The organism is Mycobacterium riyadhense (assembly GCF_963853645.1).
Lineage (GTDB): Bacteria > Actinomycetota > Actinomycetes > Mycobacteriales > Mycobacteriaceae > Mycobacterium > Mycobacterium riyadhense.
In genome coordinates this window covers 3,476,275-3,494,537 of record NZ_OY970456.1, presented here as the reverse complement: position 1 = coordinate 3,494,537, position 18,263 = coordinate 3,476,275, and the positions used below count along the sequence as shown (strand labels likewise).

The 18,263-nt window shown below is 66.6% G+C and carries 7 protein-coding genes and 2 pseudogenes; 5 read left to right on the top strand and 4 right to left on the bottom strand.

All coding sequences use genetic code 11. The features are described 5' to 3' along the window. Positions 1 to 5 precede the first annotated feature (5 nt). Positions 6 to 1,289, top strand: coding sequence for a cytochrome P450 (locus AADZ78_RS15595; protein WP_139828950.1), 1,284 nt, complete (start codon positions 6 to 8; stop codon positions 1,287 to 1,289). Positions 1,290 to 1,377: 88 nt separating this feature from the next. Here AADZ78_RS15595 and AADZ78_RS15590 read toward each other — a convergent pair whose 3' ends face one another. Continuing rightward, the gene (locus AADZ78_RS15590) at positions 1,378 to 3,747 is read right to left on the bottom strand and encodes a PPE family protein (protein WP_204903385.1); all 2,370 of its coding nucleotides are present in this window, start codon (positions 3,745 to 3,747) and stop codon (positions 1,378 to 1,380) included. A gap of 29 nt (positions 3,748 to 3,776) precedes the next feature. Further along, the gene (locus AADZ78_RS15585) at positions 3,777 to 4,307 is read right to left on the bottom strand and encodes a hypothetical protein (RefSeq protein WP_341343613.1); all 531 of its coding nucleotides are present in this window, start codon (positions 4,305 to 4,307) and stop codon (positions 3,777 to 3,779) included. A gap of 16 nt (positions 4,308 to 4,323) precedes the next feature. On the opposite strand from AADZ78_RS15585, the gene AADZ78_RS15580 reads away from it, so the two are divergent. Next, the gene (locus AADZ78_RS15580) at positions 4,324 to 4,473 is read left to right on the top strand and encodes a hypothetical protein (protein WP_341343612.1); all 150 of its coding nucleotides are present in this window, start codon (positions 4,324 to 4,326) and stop codon (positions 4,471 to 4,473) included. 152 nt (positions 4,474 to 4,625) lie between these two features. Here the strand turns inward: AADZ78_RS15580 and AADZ78_RS15575 are convergent, their stop codons facing one another. Further along, the gene (locus tag AADZ78_RS15575; RefSeq protein ID WP_085251828.1) at positions 4,626 to 5,708 is read right to left on the bottom strand and encodes an IS630 family transposase; all 1,083 of its coding nucleotides are present in this window, start codon (positions 5,706 to 5,708) and stop codon (positions 4,626 to 4,628) included. A 24-nt stretch (positions 5,709 to 5,732) separates the two neighbouring features. Continuing rightward, positions 5,733 to 7,289 (bottom strand): PPE family protein, encoded by a 1,557-nt coding sequence (locus AADZ78_RS15570; protein ID WP_204903387.1) that lies wholly within the window; start codon positions 7,287 to 7,289, stop codon positions 5,733 to 5,735. Positions 7,290 to 7,465: 176 nt separating this feature from the next. Here AADZ78_RS15570 and AADZ78_RS15565 point away from each other — a divergent pair, with 176 nt between their 5' ends. From AADZ78_RS15565 to AADZ78_RS29105, 3 genes and pseudogenes are all read left to right on the top strand, one after another. Next, on the top strand, positions 7,466 to 11,896 hold the full coding sequence (locus AADZ78_RS15565) for a PE family protein (protein WP_204903388.1): 4,431 nt from the start codon (positions 7,466 to 7,468) through the stop codon (positions 11,894 to 11,896). A 242-nt stretch (positions 11,897 to 12,138) separates the two neighbouring features. Next, positions 12,139 to 16,740 (top strand): annotated as a pseudogene (locus AADZ78_RS15560) (beta-ketoacyl synthase N-terminal-like domain-containing protein); the annotation flags it as partial. Between the two features lie 144 nt (positions 16,741 to 16,884). Continuing rightward, positions 16,885 to 18,188: pseudogene (locus AADZ78_RS29105) on the top strand (acyltransferase domain-containing protein); the annotation flags it as partial. Positions 18,189 to 18,263 lie beyond the last annotated feature (75 nt).

The following is an 18,263-nucleotide window of genomic DNA, read 5'->3' as shown; positions in this document are numbered from 1 at the left end:
AGCCGGTGTCCTACCTGCCCGGTGAGGCGCTACTGGCGGCCTACCGCCGCCGCGGCCCGTTGCTCAACGCCGGCATCGGACGGCGCGGTTTCGTTTATCTACTTGGGGCCGAAGCGAATAGGTTCGTCTTCGCCAACGCCGACGCGTTCAGCTGGCGGGAGACATTCGAGACTCTGGTGACGGTGGACGGACCGACCTCGTTGATCGTCAGCGACGGCGAGGATCACCGCCGGCGGCGCAGCGTGGTGGCGCCGGGACTTCGCCACCGCCAGGTTCAGGAGTACGTGCAGATCATGGTGCAATCGGTCGACACCATGATCGACGACTGGCGCCCCGGGCAACGTCTGGACATCTACCAGGACTTCCGTTCGGCGGTGCGGCGCAGCACAGCCGAGAGCCTGTTCGGCTCCCGCATGGCCGCGCATTCGGATTTCCTCGGCGAGCAACTGCAGCTCGTGCTGGCCCTGACCCCGCGCCCACCTCAGGTGGTGAGGCTGCAACGGCGGCTGAACTCCCCCGGCTGGCAGCGGGCGATCAACGCCCGCTCCCGCATCGACGAGTTGGTGGATGCCGAGATCGCCGATGCCCGCGCCCGGCCCAGACCCGACGACCGAATGGTGACGACGCTGATCCAAGGGCGGTCCGACGAAGGACAAGCTCTGAGCGACAACGAGATTCGCGACCAAATCGTTTCGCTGATCAAGGCGGGCTATGACACCACCAGCGGCGCACTGGCCTGGGCCGTCTACGCGCTGTTGACGTTGCCCGGCGCTTGGGACACCGCGGCCGCCGAGGTGGCACGGGTGCTCGGCGGTCGAACTCCGACCGCCGCAGACCTCCCCGCCCTGACTTATCTGAACGGCGTTGTGCACGAGACACTTCGGCTTTACCCACCCGGGGTCTTCTCGGCCCGCCGGGTGATGCGCGATCTTCGGTTCAACGGGCACCGGATCCGCGCGGGGCGCATGATCGTCTTCAGCGCCTACGTCACCCACCGGATTCCCGAGTTATGGCCGGAGCCAACCGAATTCCGCCCGCAGCGATGGGACCCAGCGGCGCCGGACTACCGCAAACCCGCACCTCATGAATTCATTCCGTTCAGCGGCGGCTTGCATCGGTGCGTCGGCTCGGCGATGGTCATCACCGAAATGACGGTGATGCTGGCCCGGCTGGTCGCGCGAACCACATTAAGGCTGCCGGCTCAACGTATCCGGGCCGCCAACTTCGCCGCGCTCAGCCCGCGGCCAGGCCTGACGGTCGAAGTCCGCGATTCGGTGCCAGCGCAGTAGCACGAGCTCGGCGCAGAATCCGGGCCCCATCGCGAGCATCAGCCCGCTGCGCGAAACGTTCGCGCAGAAGTCGACCGGTGCTGACTGGTTACAGAGGTATGGCCGGAATCAAGGTGAAGCTCGGCAGGATCGTCTGGGCCACGTTGATGGGTGGAATGACAATGCCGGGGGTGGTGAAGCCGCCGAGCTGAATACCGCTGAGGCCGATTTGCGGCAGATTGAAGCCGGTGCCCGGTCCAACCTCAATGGGCGACACGGTTATCGGCGGACCGTTGAAAGCATCCAAATTGATGGGGCTGGTGAGGATGTCTGCCAACTGTATGGCTGGGGCGTCGAGTGCCAGGTTGAAACCGTCCACCGCGATCTGCCCCAGGGTCATGGCATTGACCGCGCCGTCGATCACAAAGCTGACCGGGTTGGCGGCATTGACCGGGTTCACTATTTCCAGAGGCGGGATTTGGGTTGCGGGAACCCCGAACTGTATCACTGTGACGAAAGGATTGGGGTCAATCGAAATCAATGACCCGGTTAGGTCGACAAATGCATAGGACTCGACGGTGAATCCGAAGGTCTTCACTGGATCGGCCGGGTTGTAGAACGATATCGCGGGCGTCGTCAATTTCGGGAAGCTGATCGTGGGCAGACTGAAGTTGCTCACAGAGACCGAGGGTACCGTGAAGGGGCCAACCGAGATGCTGGGCAGGGTTGGGGTGACGGTGACATTGGGCACGCTGATCGCACCGATAGTGACACCGTTCACCTGCATGTTGGGTATCGAAATCTGACCCAAGTTGAACGGTGACAGGTTTATCGGAGGTACCGATAGCGCCCCGAGGTTCATCGGCGGTATCGCGATCGGCGGAATGGTTATTTGGGGCACGTCGATACCGACGCTGATTTCCGGCGTCTCCAGTGGCCCTAGGTAGGGGCCGCTGGGGGGAGGATTGATGATCCCCTCGAACGGATTCGTCCAGTCGATGCCGATACGTGGGATCAGGTCGAACAGGCCGATGTCCAGCGAGCCGGTGCCGACGATCGGACCCGGGGTGGTGAACGCGCCGGTGCCGATGCCGGGGACGGAGATCTGGGGCACCTGGAATTGCCCGATGCTGATCGGGGGAACGATAATCGGTCCCAGCGTGCTCTCCGAGATGCCGATCGATCCGATGTCGATCGTCAGACCGGGATTCGTCAGGGTGATCTCTGGGGTTTGGAATGCGGGAATGGATATCTCCGGGATGCTCAACCCGGAAACCTGGATCGGGGGCAGGACGAAGCCGGTATCTCCGGTGAATTGTCCGGTGCTCAGGTTGAAGTCGCCGATATAGATGCCGGGCGTCGCCGTCGGTCCCAATACCCGAAGGGCGAAGTTGATATAGATGGTGGACGGCAGTTGCAGGCTGATTGGTATTTCGAAGATTATTGGCACATCGAACCAGAGCTGCGGCACGCCATTTATTACCACGCTGATGTAGTTGAGCGAGGGATTATGGCTCATCAGCTGGCCCATATTGGCGGGTATGTTCGCGCCGCCCGACGGGATCCAAAATCCGCCGGCGGGTATGGCGACCGAGGGCAGCACGAGTGGGGCCGTGGCCAGCTGGGGCGTACTGAATCCACCGAGAGTTATCCCCGGCGACGTGAATCCGGGGAAGGTGAATGACGGTATTGTCAACGAACTTGCCGATATGTTTAGCGACAGCGGCGGCAAGGAAAAACCAGTCACACTTACCTGCGGAATGTTAATCCCCGGCAACGTAAAGCCGGCGAAATTCAAATTCAAAAGATTGAATGACGGCAGCTCGAAATTAGAGATCTGGATCGGCGGTATGGTCAGTTCGGGCAGGCTCACCGCAACCGCGGGCTGCGGCCCGGACGGCTGCGGGGCCACCGCCGAAACCAGTGCGCCGACCGCCTGGGCCGGCGCGTTGGCGATGTTCGCTAACGGCTGGACAATCGGCGTCAATGCCCCGACGATCGCCGAAGCCTCGCCGTGATAGCCCAACATCGCGGCGATGTCCTGGGCCCACATCAACTCGTATTCGGCCTCGGCGGCCGCGATGGCCGGGGCGTTGAACCCGAATAGGTTCGACATCACCAGCGATACCAGCCGGTTGCGGTTGGCGCTGATAGCGGCCGGCAACACCGTGGCCGCCTGGGCAGCCTCGAACGCCGCCGCCGCCGCGCGGGCCAAGTTCGCCGCCGTATCGGCATGCGTGCTGGCCGCGCTCAACCACGCCCGGTAGGGAGCGGCGGCGGCCGTCATCGCACTGGCCGCCGCACCCTGCCAGGCATCGGTCACCAGCCCGGACGTCACCGACTCGAAAGAAACTGCCGCCGAATTCAACTCGCCGGCCAGATCGCTCCACCCCCCCGCGGCCGCCAACAGCGGCTCCGGGCCCAAACCGCTGAACATCTGCATCGACGTTATCTCAGGCGGTAGAAGTTGAAAGTTCATCGCACAACGCTCCTGCGGGTCGCGGCGGGCTACAGAGGTATGGCCGGAATCAAGGTGAAGCTCGGCAGGATTGTCTGGGCCACGTTGATGGGCGGAATGACAATGCCCGGGGTGGTGAAGCCGCCGAGCTGAATACCGTCAATGCCGATTTGCGGCAGATTGAAGCCGGTGCCCGGTCCGACCGCAATGGGTGGCACGGTTATCGGCGGAGTGTTGAAGGCATCCAAATTGATGGGGCTGATGAGGATGTCTGCTAACTGTATGGCCGGGCCGTCGAGTGCCAGGTTGAAACCGTCCACCGCGATCTGCCCCAGGGTCATGGCATTGACCGCTCCATCGATCACAAAGCTGACCGGGTTGGCGGCATTGACCGGGTTCACTATTGTCAGAGGCGGGATTTGGGTTGGGGGAACCCCGAAATGTATCTCTGAGACGAAAGGATTGGGGTCAAACGAAAGCCTTGATCCGGATAGGTCGATGAATGCATAGGTCCTAATGTCGATTCCGAAGGTGTTCACCGGATTGGACGGGTTGTAGATCGATATCGCGGGCGTCGTCAATTTCGGGAAGCTGATCGTGGGCAGACTGAAGTTGCTCACAGAGACCGAGGGTACCGTGAAGGGGCCAACCGAGATGCTGGGCAGGGTTGGGGTGACGGTGACATTGGGCACGCTGATCGCACCGATAGTGACACCGTTCACCTGCATGTTGGGTATCGAAATCTGACCCAAGTTGAACGGTGACAGGTTTATCGGAGGTACCGATAGCGCCCCGAGGTTCATCGGCGGTATCGCGATCGGCGGAATGGTTATTTGGGGCACGTCGATACCGACGCTGATTTCCGGCGTCTCCAGTGGCCCTAGTGGTGTGTCCCGGAATTAGTTGATGGTGTTTAGGGTGGTCCGGGCTCGAGCGACTTTGGCCAGGATCGATTCGGCGGTGGCGGTCCATACGTAGGGCTTGGGATCTTGGTTGTGGGTGTCGATGTAGTCCTGGATCGCGGCGATGAGGTCAGGCACTGAACCAAAGACGCCGCGTCGCAGCGCTTTGTCGGTGATCTCGCGAAACCAGCGTTCGACCTGGTTGAGCCACGACGACGAGGTCGGCGTGAAATGCAGGTGGAAGCGGGGATGGTTGTCCAGCCACTGTTTGACGTTTGCGTGCTTGTGGGTGGCGTAGTTGTCCAGGATCATGTGGATCTGTAGGCCCTTGGGAACCTCTCGATCAATCGTGCGCAGGAATTTGAGGAACTCTTGGTGGCGGTGTCGCGGTAGGCATTGGCCGATCACCATGCCGGTCAACACGTTAAGCGCGGCGAACAAGGTGGTGGTGCCGTTGCGCTTGTAGTCATGAGTCATCGTCTGCCCACGGCCCTTGGTCATCGGTAGCGATGCCTGGGTGCGGTCGAGGGCCTGCACTGAGGACTTCTCATCGGCGCACAGCACGATCGCGTTGTCCGGCGGGTTCAGATATAAACCCACGACATCGACGAGCTTCTCGTCGAACTTGGGGTCATTGGATACCTTGAACGTATCGATGCGGTGCGGCTTGAGACCCAACTCTTTCCACACCAGCGCCACGGTGCTCTTCGACACCCCAGCCGCGCGGGCCATCGTTCGTGTGCTCCAATGCGTCTGGCCTGGTGGGTGGGATCCCTTGGTGAGCGCCACGATCTTTTCGATCGTGGCATCCGGGATGGAGGGCTTACGACCACGACCCTGCCGGACTTGCCCAAACTTGACCAGACCATCCTCGCTGAACCGAGTACGCCAGTTCGCCACCGTGGCCGGCGACACCGACACCCTGGCAGCAATCGCCGCGTTGGCCACACCGTCGGCAGCCATCAACAAAGCCTTGGCCCGCACCACTTCTCGATGCGCCCCCGACTGCGACCGAGCCAACGATTCCAACATCTTGCGCTGTCCATCAGTCACCACCAAAGCGGGCACGGGTTTGCTCATACCCGAAATCATAGCCGACAACTGTCAATTATTTGCGGGACACACCACTAGGTAGGGGCCGCTGGGGGGAGGATTGATGATCCCCTCGAACGGATTCGTCCAGTCGATGCCGATACGTGGGATCAGGTCGAACAGGCCGATGTCCAGCGAGCCGGTGCCGACGATCGGACCCGGGGTGGTGAACGCGCCGGTGCCGATGCCGGGGACGGAGATCTGGGGCACCTGGAATTGCCCGATGCTGATCGGGGGAACGATAATCGGTCCCAGCGTGCTCTCCGAGATGCCGATCGATCCGATGTCGATCGTCAGACCGGGATTCGTCAGGGTGATCTCTGGGGTTTGGAATGCGGGAATGGATATCTCCGGGAGGCTGAACCCGGAAACCTGGATCGGGGGCAGGACGAAGCCGGTATTTCCGGTGAATTGTCCGGTGCTCAGGTTGAAGTCGCCGATATAGATGCCGGGTGTCGCCGTCGGTCCCAATACCTGGACGGCGAAGTTGATATAGATGGGGTTCGGTAAGTCCATGTAGACATTTCCGAGTACTGGCGCATTGAACGCGATCTGCGGCACGTTATGTATTACCACGCTCATGTAGTTGAGCGAGGGATTATGACTCGTCAGCTGGCCCATATTGGCGGGTATGTTCGCGCCGCCCGACGGGATCCAAAATCCGCCGGCGGGTATGGCGACCGAGGGCAGCACGAGTGGGGCCGTGGCCAGCTGGGGCGTACTGAATCCACCGAGAGTTATCCCCGGCGACGTGAATCCGGGGAAGGTGAATGACGGTATTGTCAACGAACTTGCCGATATGTTTAGCGACACCGGGGGCAAGGAAAAACCAGTCACACTTACCTGCGGAATGTTAATCCCCGGCAACGTAAAGCCGGCGAAATTCAAATTCAAAAGATTGAATGACGGCAGCTCGAAATTAGAGATCTGGATCGGCGGTATGGTCAGTTCGGGCAGGCTCACCGCAACCGCGGGCTGCGGCCCGGACGGCTGCGGGGCCACCGCCGAAACCAGTGCGCCGACCGCCTGGGCCGGCGCGTTGGCGATGTTCGCTAACGGCTGGACAATCGGCGTCAATGCCCCGACGATCGCCGAAGCCTCGCCGTGATAGCCCAACATCGCGGCGATGTCCTGGGCCCACATCAACTCGTATTCGGCCTCGGCGGCCGCGATGGCCGGGGCGTTGAACCCGAATAGGTTCGACATCACCAGCGATACCAGCCGGTTGCGGTTGGCGCTGATAGCGGCCGGCAACACCGTGGCCGCCTGGGCAGCCTCGAACGCCGCCGCCGCCGCGCGGGCCAAGTTCGCCGCCGTATCGGCATGCGTGCTGGCCGCGCTCAACCACGCCCGGTAGGGAGCGGCGGCGGCCGTCATCGCACTGGCCGCCGCACCCTGCCAGGCATCGGTCACCAGCCCGGACGTCACCGACTCGAAAGAAACTGCCGCCGAATTCAACTCGCCGGCCAGATCGCTCCACCCCCCCGCGGCCGCCAACAGCGGCTCCGGGCCCAAACCGCTGAACATCCGCATCGACGTTATCTCAGGCGGTAGGAGTTGAAAGTTCATCGCACAACGCTCCTCCGGGTCGCGGCGGGCTTCTCCGCTGTCGCAGCGAGAACCAACGGCGGACTGGCTTCCAACATTTTGGCCAACTAGAGACCATCTGTTTGGGCGGACGATAACATACTTTTTGGTATAGGCTTCCGTAATCGCCGATTCCGCACCGTGAGATTGGGACATCGATGTCGTTCGTCTTCGCAGCACCGGAAGCACTGGCGGCGGCTGCAGCTGATCTCAGTGCCATCAGCTCCGCGTTGAATGCGGGTACCGCTGCGGCACTACCGGCGACGACGGGCATCGTCGCGGCGGCCCAGGACGAGGTGTCGGTGGCCATCGCGGCCCTGTTCGCCCAGCACGCGGACGAGTACCAGGCGGTGGCCAGGCAAGTCGCAGTGGTTGGCGACCAATTCATGCGGAACTTGACCGGTGCGGGGGCCGCGTACGCGGTCGCGGAGGCTGCCGCCGCACCGTCGCTGCAGGCTTTCGGAGAAGACCTGCTCGCGGTGGCTAATGCGCAGACTATGGCAGTGCTGGGGCGTCCGCTGATCGGCAATGGCGCCGACGCGACCACCCCCGGCGGCGTTGGCGGGGCCGGCGGGCTGCTGATCGGCAACGGCGGTAACGGCGCCGACGGCGCAGTGGGTCAGGCCGGTGGCGCCGGTGGGGCCGCGGGGCTGATCGGGGTGGGCGGAGCCGGTGGCGCGGGCGGCGCCGGCGCCGCCCCGGGAGCCGCTGGCGCCGCCGGTGGTGCCGGTGGAGCCGCCGGTCTGCTGATGGGGCACGGCGGGTCGGGCGGCAGCGGCGGAATGGGCGCCAACAGCGCCACCGGTGTCGGTGGGGCCGGCGGCGTCGGTGGGGCCGGCGGGGCCGGAGGGTGGTTCACCAACGGGGGGGCCGGTGGGGCCGGCGGCATGGGCGGACAGGGCGGGGTCGGCGTGAACGGCCTGGCCAACCAGCAAGGCGGCATGGGCGGTACGGGAGGCGCCGGCGGCGCAGGCGGCGCCGGTGGTCAAGCGCCGCTGCTTTTGGGCCGCGGTGGGGCTGGTGGTCAGGGCGGGGTCGGTGGTGCCGGCGGCCTCGGCGGAAACGGCGGCGACGGAGCGACTCCGGGCATCGGCGGAACCGGCGGCACCGGGGGGGCCGCCGGCCACGGCGGCGCCGGGGGCGCCGGACAGATGTTCACCGCCGGCGGCCAGGCAGGTGGTGAGGGCACCGGTGGTAGCGGCGGGACCGGCGGCAACGGCGGCAACGGCGCCCAGGGTATCTCCGGCGGTGCGGGTACCGCAGCAACCGGGGGCCTGGGTGTCACCGGCGGCCAGGGCGGCCAGGGCGGTACCGGCGGGGCTGCGCTGCCCGGCGGTATCGGCGGAAATGGCGGCAACGGCGGAAATGGTGGTACCGGCGGCACCGGTGGTACCGGAGGCAGTGGCCTGATCGGCGGGAGCACCGGCGGCACCGGCGGTCGAGGCGGCACCGGCGGCGCGCCGGGCGAGGGCGGCCTGGCCGGTGGCTTCGGCGGTCACGCGGGCAACTCCGGTCTCGGCGGAGACGGTGGAACCGGCGGACAGGGCGGTGCGGCCAGCGCGGCTCCCGACGCCGCGCCGGGCAGCGGGCTCACGGGTGCCAAGGGCTACCAGGGGGGTACCGGCGGGGCCGGCGGAAGCGGCGGCGGCGTGGGCGGCAACGGCGGCGACGGCGGGGCCGGCGGGGCCGGCGGGGCCGGCGGAGACGGCGCCGGCGGTCTCGCCACAGGTAATGGCGGCGCAGGCGGACAGGGTGGTACCGGGGGACGGGCTGGTCTCGCGGGTGGCACCGGGGGAAGCAACGGCACCGGGGGTGCCGGGGGGACCGGCGGGACCGGTGGACAGGGCGGGGCCGGCCTTGCTGGTACCGATTCGAACGCGCCGACGGTGGGCAACCAGGGTGGTCTGGGCGGTGCGGGCGGTAAGGGCGGTGACGGCGGCGCCGGTATCGGCGGGGTTAACGGCGGCCAGGGCGGTACCGGCGGTGTCGGTGGCCAGGGCGGCGACGGGGGTGTCGGAGGCAATAACATCGGCACCCCCGGAGGCGCGGGAGCCACTGGCGGTAAGGGCGGCACCGGTGGTGCCGCCGGAGTGGCCGGTAGGGGAACCGACGGCGGTGCCAGCGGCGAGATCGGGACCGGTGGTCAAGGTGGCACCGGCGGGCGTGGCGGCCAGGGCGACATCGGTGCCGCAGGATTTAGCGGGCAAACCTTTTTTATTACCCCTGGTGACCAGGGCGGTGCGGGCGGCGCCGGCGGTGTTGGCGGTGACGGCGGCGCCGGTATCGGCGGGGTCAACGGCGGCAAGGGCGGCACTGGCGGTGTCGGCGGCCAGGGCGGTACCGGCGGCACCGGTGGTCACAGCACGCTCGAATTTGGCCTGTTGGGAGGTAAGGGCGGCCAGGGCGGTACCGGCGGTGCCGCCGGAGCGGGCGGGACGGGAACCGACGGCGGTGCCAGTGGCGACAGCGGTACCGGTGGTCGCGGCGGTGACGGCGGCACGGGCGGCATCGGCTCACGGGGTTTCAACGGTTCTAATTCGAGCACCCCGGGTGCCGGCCAACAGGGTGGGACGGGCGGTGCGGGCGGTACGGGCGGTGACGGCGGCGCCGGTATCGGCGGGGTTAACGGCGGCCAGGGCGGTGTCGGCGGTGTCGGCGGCCAGGGCGGTACCGGCGGCACCGGCGGTACGAACACCGGTACCAGTGGCTTGGGTGGCACCGGCGGCCAGGGCGGCACCGGCGGTGCTGCCGGAGCGGCCGGCGTCGGAACCGACGGTGGTGACGCGGGTGCCATCGGCACCGGCGGTAAGGGAGGTACCGGGGGCACGGGTGGAAATGGCTTCAACGGCGCATCCGGTGCCGCCACCCCGGGGCCAGGTTCCGGGAAGGCCGGTGGCCAGGGTGGTGCCGGCGGCGTGGGTGGTACCGGCGGAGCGGGCGACGGCGTGACCAACGGCGGTGACGGCGGTGACGGCGGCAAAGGCGGCGCCGGAGGCAACGGTGGCAGGGGCGGCAACAACACCGGCACCACCGGCGGCAACGGCGGCCACGGGGCTGACGGCGGTAAAGGCGGCAGCGCCGGAGCCGGCGGAGCGGGCACCGACGGTGGTGCCGCCGGCCACGGCGGCACCGGCGGCAACGGCGGTAACGGCGGTGACGGCGGGAATGGCGCCGATGGCGCCAACGGTGGCAACAGCACACCCGGCGGCAACGGCGGAAACGGCGGAAACGCTGGTAACGGCGGACAGGGGGGCGACGGCATCGACGGTGTTGGTGGCGGTAACGGCGGGAACGGCGGGACTTCCGGCGCCGGCGGCGACGGTGGCGACGGCGGCAACGGCGTTGGCGCATTTACCCAACACGGAGGCGCCGGCGGCGCCGGCGGCAACAGCGGAAACGCAGGCAACGGCGGCGCTGGCGGTGCCGGTGGCGGTAACGGCGGGAATGGCGGGAATTCCTTGTTCGGCGGTGCCGGCGGTAACGGCGGCGCCGGCGGCGGCTTGGGCAGCACCGGAGGCGATGGTGGCGCCGGCGGCGCAGGCGGCGCCACCGGAAAGGCGGGCGCCGGCGGCAACGGCGGTGTCGGTGGCGGTGCCGGCGGCGCCGGTGGCAGCGCGGGTATTGGCGGCAGGGGCGGTGACGGCGGCAATGCCAGCTTCGCCGGTTGGTCCGGCGGCAAGGGCGGTGCCGGTGGCGCGGGCGGTGCCGCCGGTGCCGGCGGCATCGGCCATGGCAGCGCTGACGCCGGGGCAGGCGGCAAAGGCGGCCAAGGCGGCAACGGCGGCAACGGCGGCGCCAGCCTGGGTTCGGTCGTTGGTGGTAAGGGCGGTGCGGGTGGGGCGGCCGGCGCTGGCGGCGCCGGCGGTGTCGCCACCGGCAGCGGTACCGGTGGCCACGGCGGTACCGGCGGCACCGGCGGTAGCGGCGGCAATGGCGGCACTGGCGGCACCACCGTCAACGGCAGAGGCGGAGACGGTGGCGACGGTGGTGCCAGCGGAGCCGCGGGTGCCGGCGGCAACAACACCGGTACCGGTAACGGCGGCGATGGCGGCGACGGCGGCAGAGGCGGCCGAGGCGGGCTAGGTGGTGACGGCGGCCCCGGTGGCCTCGGCGATGCCAATAAAGGCGGAACTGGCGGCAGCGGCGCCGTTGGCAAGAATGGTGGTGCAGGCGGGCACGCCCTGGGCACCAGCGGAAATGGCGGCAACGGCGGCACGGGCGGCCGAGGTGGCGACGGGGGCAACGGTGGGACCGGCGGCTTCGGTTCCCACGGCGGCAACGGCGGCAGCGCCGCTGCGGGTGGCCTCGGCGGGGCCGGCGGCAACGGCGCCGGCACTGGGGTAGGCGGTGACGGCGGCCGAGGTGGCATCGGCGGCAGCGGCGGCGACGCCGGCCTCGGCGGTTTCGGCGACACCGACCCCGGCCTCGCTGCCGGCGGCTCCAATGGTGGCGCCGGCGGCAAGGGCGGCACGAGTGGCGCTGGCGAGCTGGGCGCCCCAGGCCAGCCGGGCACGCCAGGCTCCCCCAGGATCCGTCTAGAGGGCGGCTTCGGCGGCGACGGTGGCGACGGCGGCGCAGGCGGCGGCTGACGGCGCTACGGTCCGGGGGGATCACGGTATCCACTCTGAGCGCCAGCTCAGTTACCAATAGCGAGGTGGTCATGAAGGCCAAGACGTATCAATCTGCGAGCACTAATGCCGGTGATCGTTCCATGGATGCTGTGTCCAATCAGTTCAGCGACTGCACGATTAGCGGGTCTCGTGCGGTGTGAACGCGCTGGATCAGCGTGGTCCGAAGACGCAAGGTTGGCGGACGCGTGACAGAGCGTTTTTTGCAATCGCATGACATCGCGATAATTGGGTTGGCCTGCCGGTTTCCGGGCGCATCTAATCCCGGCGAATTCTGGCATCTCTTGCGAAACGGACGGGACGCTACCAGTCCGGCGTCACTTCGCTCGTCGTATCGCGATTCGGGACGTCATTGCGCGCGCAATGTTGAGGCTAGCGAAAGACGCGAAGGACTTATCGACAACGTCGCTGACTTCGACGCAGAGTTTTTCAACATTTCGCCCCGCGAGGCTCGCGCGATGGATCCCCGCCAACGGCTGGCCCTGGAACTGACGTGGGAACTGCTCGAACTTTCCTATGTGGTCCCTGAAAGCGTCCACGGTGATCGTGTCGCGGTGTGTATCGGAGCGATGAACGATGACTATGCATTCCTGACCTTCGATGCGGACGACTTGGACCATCACTCATTCGCCGGAGTCAGCCGAGGCCTGATTGCCAATCGGATCTCATTCGCGTTCGGCATGAGCGGCCCTAGCTTCACGATCGATTGCGGTCAATCGTCGTCGCTGGTGGCAGTGCACCTTGCGTGTGAGAGCCTGCGGACCGGTGACTCATCGCTAGCGATAGCGGGTGGGGTGCACCTGAACTTGGCAACCGAAACCGCCGCGCTGGAGGCCATGTTCGGTGGCCTGTCGGAATCAGGGCACACCTATACGTTTGATGAACGCTCTGATGGCTACGTCCGCGGCGAGGGCGGGGCCATGGTTTTGCTCAAGCCGTTGGATGCGGCTATGGCTGACGGAAATCGAATCCATGGAGTGATCCGTGGAAGCGCAGTGGGTAACGCCGGTCGTAGTCCCGCTGGCTTGACTGTGCCGTCGGTTCCTGCGCAGGTAGATGTCTTGCAGCAGGCCTATTCCCGCGCTGGACTCGATAGCACGCAGGTCGACTATGTGGAATTGCACGGGACTGGCACCAAGGTTGGCGACCCGATCGAAGCAACGGCACTGGGTCAGTTATTCGCCGGGCGTGGCGACCGTCCCCTCCACGTGGGATCAGTGAAGACAAACATTGGCCACCTCGGGGGGGCAGCGGGGATCGCGGGGCTGCTGAAGACTGTTCTGGCTATCGAGCACGGAGAGATCCCAGCAAGCCTCAATTACAGCAGTCCTCGAGTTGATCTCGAGGCGCTCGGCTTGAGGGTTAACGATGCGCTCACATCGTGGCCGGACGGGGCTGGTGTGCGGCGGGCGGGGGTGTCGTCGTTTGGAATGGGTGGCACTAATGCGCATGTGATTGTCGAGCAGGCCCCGCCCGCACCGGCGGATTCTGAAGAGTCGGGGTCGGGGGTGGGGTTGTCGGTGGTGCCGTGGGTGGTGTCGGCGAAATCCGAAGCAGCGTTGGCCGTCCAAGCGGAACGGTTGGCGGAGTTTGTGGGGGCGGATGAGGGGTTGGGTGTGGTGGATGTGGGGTGGTCGTTGACGTCGCGGTCGGTGTTTGAACATCGAGCGGTGGTGGTCGGGGCTGATCGAGAGCAGTTGCTGGCCGGGTTGGCCGGGGTGGCCGGCGGTGAGCCAGGGGTTGGTGTGGTGCTGGGCCGGGCGGGGTCGGTGGGCAAGACGGTGGTGGTCTTTGGCGGCCAGGGCTCGCAATGGGTCGGGATGGGCCGGCAGTTGTATGCCGGGTTGGCGGTGTTCGCCAAGGCTTTTGATGGGGTGGCCGATGAGTTGGATCGGTATCTGCGGTTGCCGTTGCGGCAGGTGGTGTGGGGTGATGAGGAAAGCTTGTTGGATTCAACGGAGTTCGCGCAGCCAGCGTTGTTCGCGGTGCAGGTGGCGTTGTTTGAGGTGCTGCGCAGTTGGGGTGTGGGTGTCGATGCTGTGATGGGTCATTCGGTGGGGGAGTTAAGCGCGGCGCATGTGGCGGGAGTGTTGTCGTTGACCGATGCGGGCAGGTTGGTGGCCGCGCGGGGCCGGTTGATGCAGGCGTTGCCGGCTGGTGGGGTGATGGTGGCGGTGGGCGCTGGTGAGGACGAGGTAGCGGGGTTGCTGGGTGAAGGGGTACAGATCGCGGCGATCAACGGGCCCGCGGCGGTGGTGATCTCTGGGGAGCAGGCCGCGGTGGCCGGTGTGGCTGATCAGTTGGCCCATCGCGGGGTGCGGGTACATCGGTTAGCGGTCTCGCATGCGTTTCATTCGGCGTTGATGGAGCCGATGCTCGCGGAGTTCGCCGAGGTTGCAGGCTCGATCACGGTGGGGCAGGCCCAGATTGGGTTGGTGTCGAACCTGACCGGTGAGCTGGCCGGCCCGGAGTACGGTTCTGCGGACTATTGGGTGGAGCATGTGCGCCGGCCGGTGCGTTTTGCTGACGGTGTGCGCCAGGCGCACGCCCAGGGGGCCACGCATTTCGTGGAGGTCGGTCCCGGTGGTGGTTTGCGGGCGGCGATCGAGGCGTCGCTGTCGTTGGATCCGGCGGCCACGGCTGAAGCGGCCACGGTGGTGGCGGTGTTGGGTAAGAACCGCCCCGAGTTGGCCTCGGTGTTGGGTGCGGTCGGGGAATTGTTCACCACCGGGGTGGGGGTCAATTGGGCGGCGGTGTTTGCCGGCTCAGGAGCCAAGCGGGTGGGGTTGCCGACGTATGCGTTTGCGCGGCAACGGTATTGGCTGGACAGCTCAGCTGAGGCGGATGCTGATGCGGATGCGGGTGGTGCGGCGGCCCGGCTGGATCGGAAAGCGTTGGATGACAGTGGTGTTGAGCTGCCACGGTTGTTTGACAACGTGATCCGCCGATTCCGGCGCCGGGACGAGACCGACAGCGGCGGGTCGGTGTCGGTGCTGGCGCAGCGCTTGCAGGGTTTGGGCGCTGAGCAGCGGCTTGAGGTGTTGGTCGAGTTGGTGTGTGCGCAGGCCGCGGCTGTGCTGGGCCATGCCGGCGGGGGGGATATCGATGCTGAGCGGGCGTTTCAGGATTTGGGGTTTGACTCGTTTACCGCGGTGGAGTTGCGCGACCGGCTTCAAACTGTGACGGGGCTGGCGTTGTCGCCCACTGTGGTCTTTGACTATCCCACTGCTGTGGTGTTGGCGCGGCATTTGGGGGATCGGGTCAGTGGGTCGGTGCCGGTGGCGGTGCCGGTGGCGGTGGCGCGGGTAGGCATGGGGATTGATGAGCCGGTGGCGGTGGTGGGGTTGGGGTGTCGGTTCCCGGGTGGGGTAGATGGTGCGGAGGCGTTGTGGGAGGTAGTGGCCCAGGGTCGTGATGTGGTGGGTGGGTTCCCGCTGGATCGGGGCTGGGACGTGGAGGGGTTGTTTGATCCTGACCCGGATGCGGTGGGTAAGACCTATTGCCGCCAGGGCGGGTTTGTGGCGGAGGCCGCCGACTTTGATGCCGGGTTTTTCGGGATCGGTCCGGGTGAGGCGTTGGCGATGGATCCTCAGCAGCGGTTGTTGTTGGAGTGTTCGTGGGAGGCGTTGGAGCACGCCGGGATTGACCCGAAATCGTTGAGGGGCAGCCCGACGGGGGTGTTCACCGGGATCATCGCGCAGGGGTATGGGGTCGGGGCGGGCCGCGATGTGGGGGGGTATGGGTTGACCGGGTCGACGACCAGTGTGGCCTCGGGGCGGGTGGCCTATGTGTTGGGGTTGGAGGGCCCGGCGGTGTCGGTGGATACGGCGTGTTCGTCGTCGTTGGTGGCCATTCATCAGGCTGTGCAGTCGTTGCGGTCGGGGGAGTGTGAGTTGGCGTTGGCCGGTGGGGTGACGGTGATGGCCACCCCGACGATGTTTGTGGAGTTTTCCCGGCAGCGGGGGCTGGCCGCCGATGGGCGGTGTAAGTCGTTCGCCGGTGCCGCCGATGGAACGGGGTGGGCCGAGGGTGTCGGGGTGGTGGTGTTAGCGCGGCTCTCAGAAGCGCGCCGGTTGGGGTATCCGGTATTAGCGCTGGTGCGGGGTTCTGCGGTGAATCAGGATGGGGCTTCTAATGGGTTGACCGCGCCCAATGGGCCCTCCCAGCAGCGGGTGATTGCCGCGGCGTTGGCCAATGCGGGGTTAACGCCAAGAGATGTGGATGTGGTCGAGGCCCATGGGACGGGCACGGTGTTGGGCGATCCGATTGAGGCTCAGGCGTTGTTGGCCACCTATGGGCAAGACCGCCATGGCGGTGAGCCGTTGTGGTTGGGGTCGATCAAGTCGAACATGGGTCACGCGCAGGCCGCGGCGGGGGTGGCCGGGCTGATCAAGATGATCGAGGCGATGCGCCATGCGGTGATGCCGAAAACATTGCATGTGGATACGCCGTCTTCCCAGGTGGATTGGGAGTCCGGGGCGGTGTCGTTGTTGACCCAGGCGCGGCCATGGCCGGCGGCGGCGGGTCGACCGCGCCGAGCCGGGATTTCCTCGTTCGGGATCAGTGGCACCAACGCGCATGTGATCGTGGAAGAACCCCCTGTCGGGGTGGTCAATGCTGAAAGTGGCGATAAATCCACGGTTTTGGGTGTGGTGCCTTGGGTGATCTCGGCTAAGTCGGAGTCGGCTTTGGCCGCCCAGGCGGAACGGTTGGCGGGGTTGGTGGCTGCCGATGAGGGGTTGGGTGTGCTGGATGTGGGGTGGTCGTTGACGTCGCGGTCGGTGTTTGAACATCGAGCGGTGGTGGTGGGGGCTGATCGAGAGCAGTTGCTGGCCGGGTTGGCGGGGGTGGCTGGCGGTGAGCCAGGCGTTGGTGTGGTGCTGGGTCGGGCGGGGTCGGCGGGGAAGACGGTGCTGGTGTTTGGCGGCCAGGGCTCGCAATGGGTGGGGATGGGCCGGCAGTTGTTGGAGGTGTCTGCGGTTTTTGCCGAGCAGATGCGCCGCTGTGAGCAGGCGTTGGCGGGGTTTGTGTCGTGGTCGTTGCTGGATGTGGTGCGTGGGGCGGCGGGGGCGCCGGGGTTGGAGCGGGTGGATGTGGTGCAGCCGGTGTTGTGGGCGGTGATGGTGTCGCTGGCGCGGTTGTGGGAGTCGGTGGGAGTGGTACCGGATGCGGTGTTGGGCCATTCGCAGGGGGAGATCGCCGCGGCGTATGTGGCCGGGGCGTTGTCGTTGACCGATGCGGCGGCGGTGGTGGCGCTGCGTAGCGCGTTGTTGGCGTCGTTGGCCGGGGCGGGGGCGATGGTGTCGTTGGCGTGTTCGGCGGGGCGCGCTCAGGAGTTGATGGCCGGGGTGGGTGATCGGGTTGCTGTGGCGGCCGTGAACGGGCCTGCGGCGGTGGTGGTTTCTGGTGAGCTCGACGCGGTGGAACAGGTGATGGCCGCGGCGCAGGCGGTGGGGGTACGGGCGCGGCGGTTGGCGGTCGATTATGCGTCGCATTCGGTGCAGGTTGAGGTGATTGAGCAGCGGTTGGTCCAGGCGTTGGCGGGTATCACGCCGCGTTCGTGTGGGGTGGAGTTTTTCTCCACGGTACGGGTGGGTTGGTCGATACCGCGGGCTTGGATGGCGGGTATTGGTATCGCAACCTGCGTCAGACGGTGCAGTTGGAGGAGGCGCTGCGCTGTGCGGTGGGGCGCGGGTATCAGGTGTTTGTGGAGGCCGATCCGCATCCGGTGTTGGCCGCTGCGATTGAGGACACCCTGACCGCCCAGGGTGTTGCGGGTGTGGTGGTGGCGACGTTGGGTCGTGATCAGGGTGGGTTGGATCGGTTTTGGTTGTCGGCGGGTCAGGCTTTTGTGGCCGGGGTGGGGGTTAATTGGGCGGCGGTGTTCGCCGGTTGTGGGGCCAAGCGGGTGGGGTTGCCGACGTATGCGTTTGTGCGGCAACGGTATTGGCTGGACGGGGTGTCGGTGGGTGGTGGTGATGTGGGTGGTGTGGGTCTGGGTGGGGCCGGCCATGGGTTGTTGGGTGCGGTGGTGGCGCGTCCGGATACCGGTGGGGTGGTGTTGACCGGGCGGTTGTCGCTGGCGGCACAGCCGTGGCTGGCTGATCATGCGGTGGGTGGGGTGGTGGTGCTCCCGGGGGCAGGGTTTGTGGAGTTGGTGGTGCGTGCCGGCGATGAGGTGGGCTGTGAGCGGGTGCAGGAGTTGGTGTTGGCCGCGCCGCTGGTGCTAGCCCCGGGTGAGGCGGTGTCGGTGCAAGTCGTGGTCGATGGCGCGCACGACGACGGGTCGCGGGCGGTGTCGGTGTATTCACGCAGCAGCCGGGCCGGG

Excerpts from the sequence above, each read along its gene's own strand:
- AADZ78_RS15590 (WP_204903385.1), bottom strand. The coding sequence starts at position 3,747 with ATGAACTTTCAACTTCTACCGCCTGAGATAACGTCGATGCAGATGTTC.
- AADZ78_RS15575 (WP_085251828.1), bottom strand. The coding sequence starts at position 5,708 with ATGAGCAAACCCGTGCCCGCTTTGGTGGTGACTGATGGACAGCGCAAG.
- AADZ78_RS15570 (WP_204903387.1), bottom strand. The coding sequence starts at position 7,289 with ATGAACTTTCAACTCCTACCGCCTGAGATAACGTCGATGCGGATGTTC.
- AADZ78_RS15565 (WP_204903388.1), top strand. The coding sequence starts at position 7,466 with ATGTCGTTCGTCTTCGCAGCACCGGAAGCACTGGCGGCGGCTGCAGCT.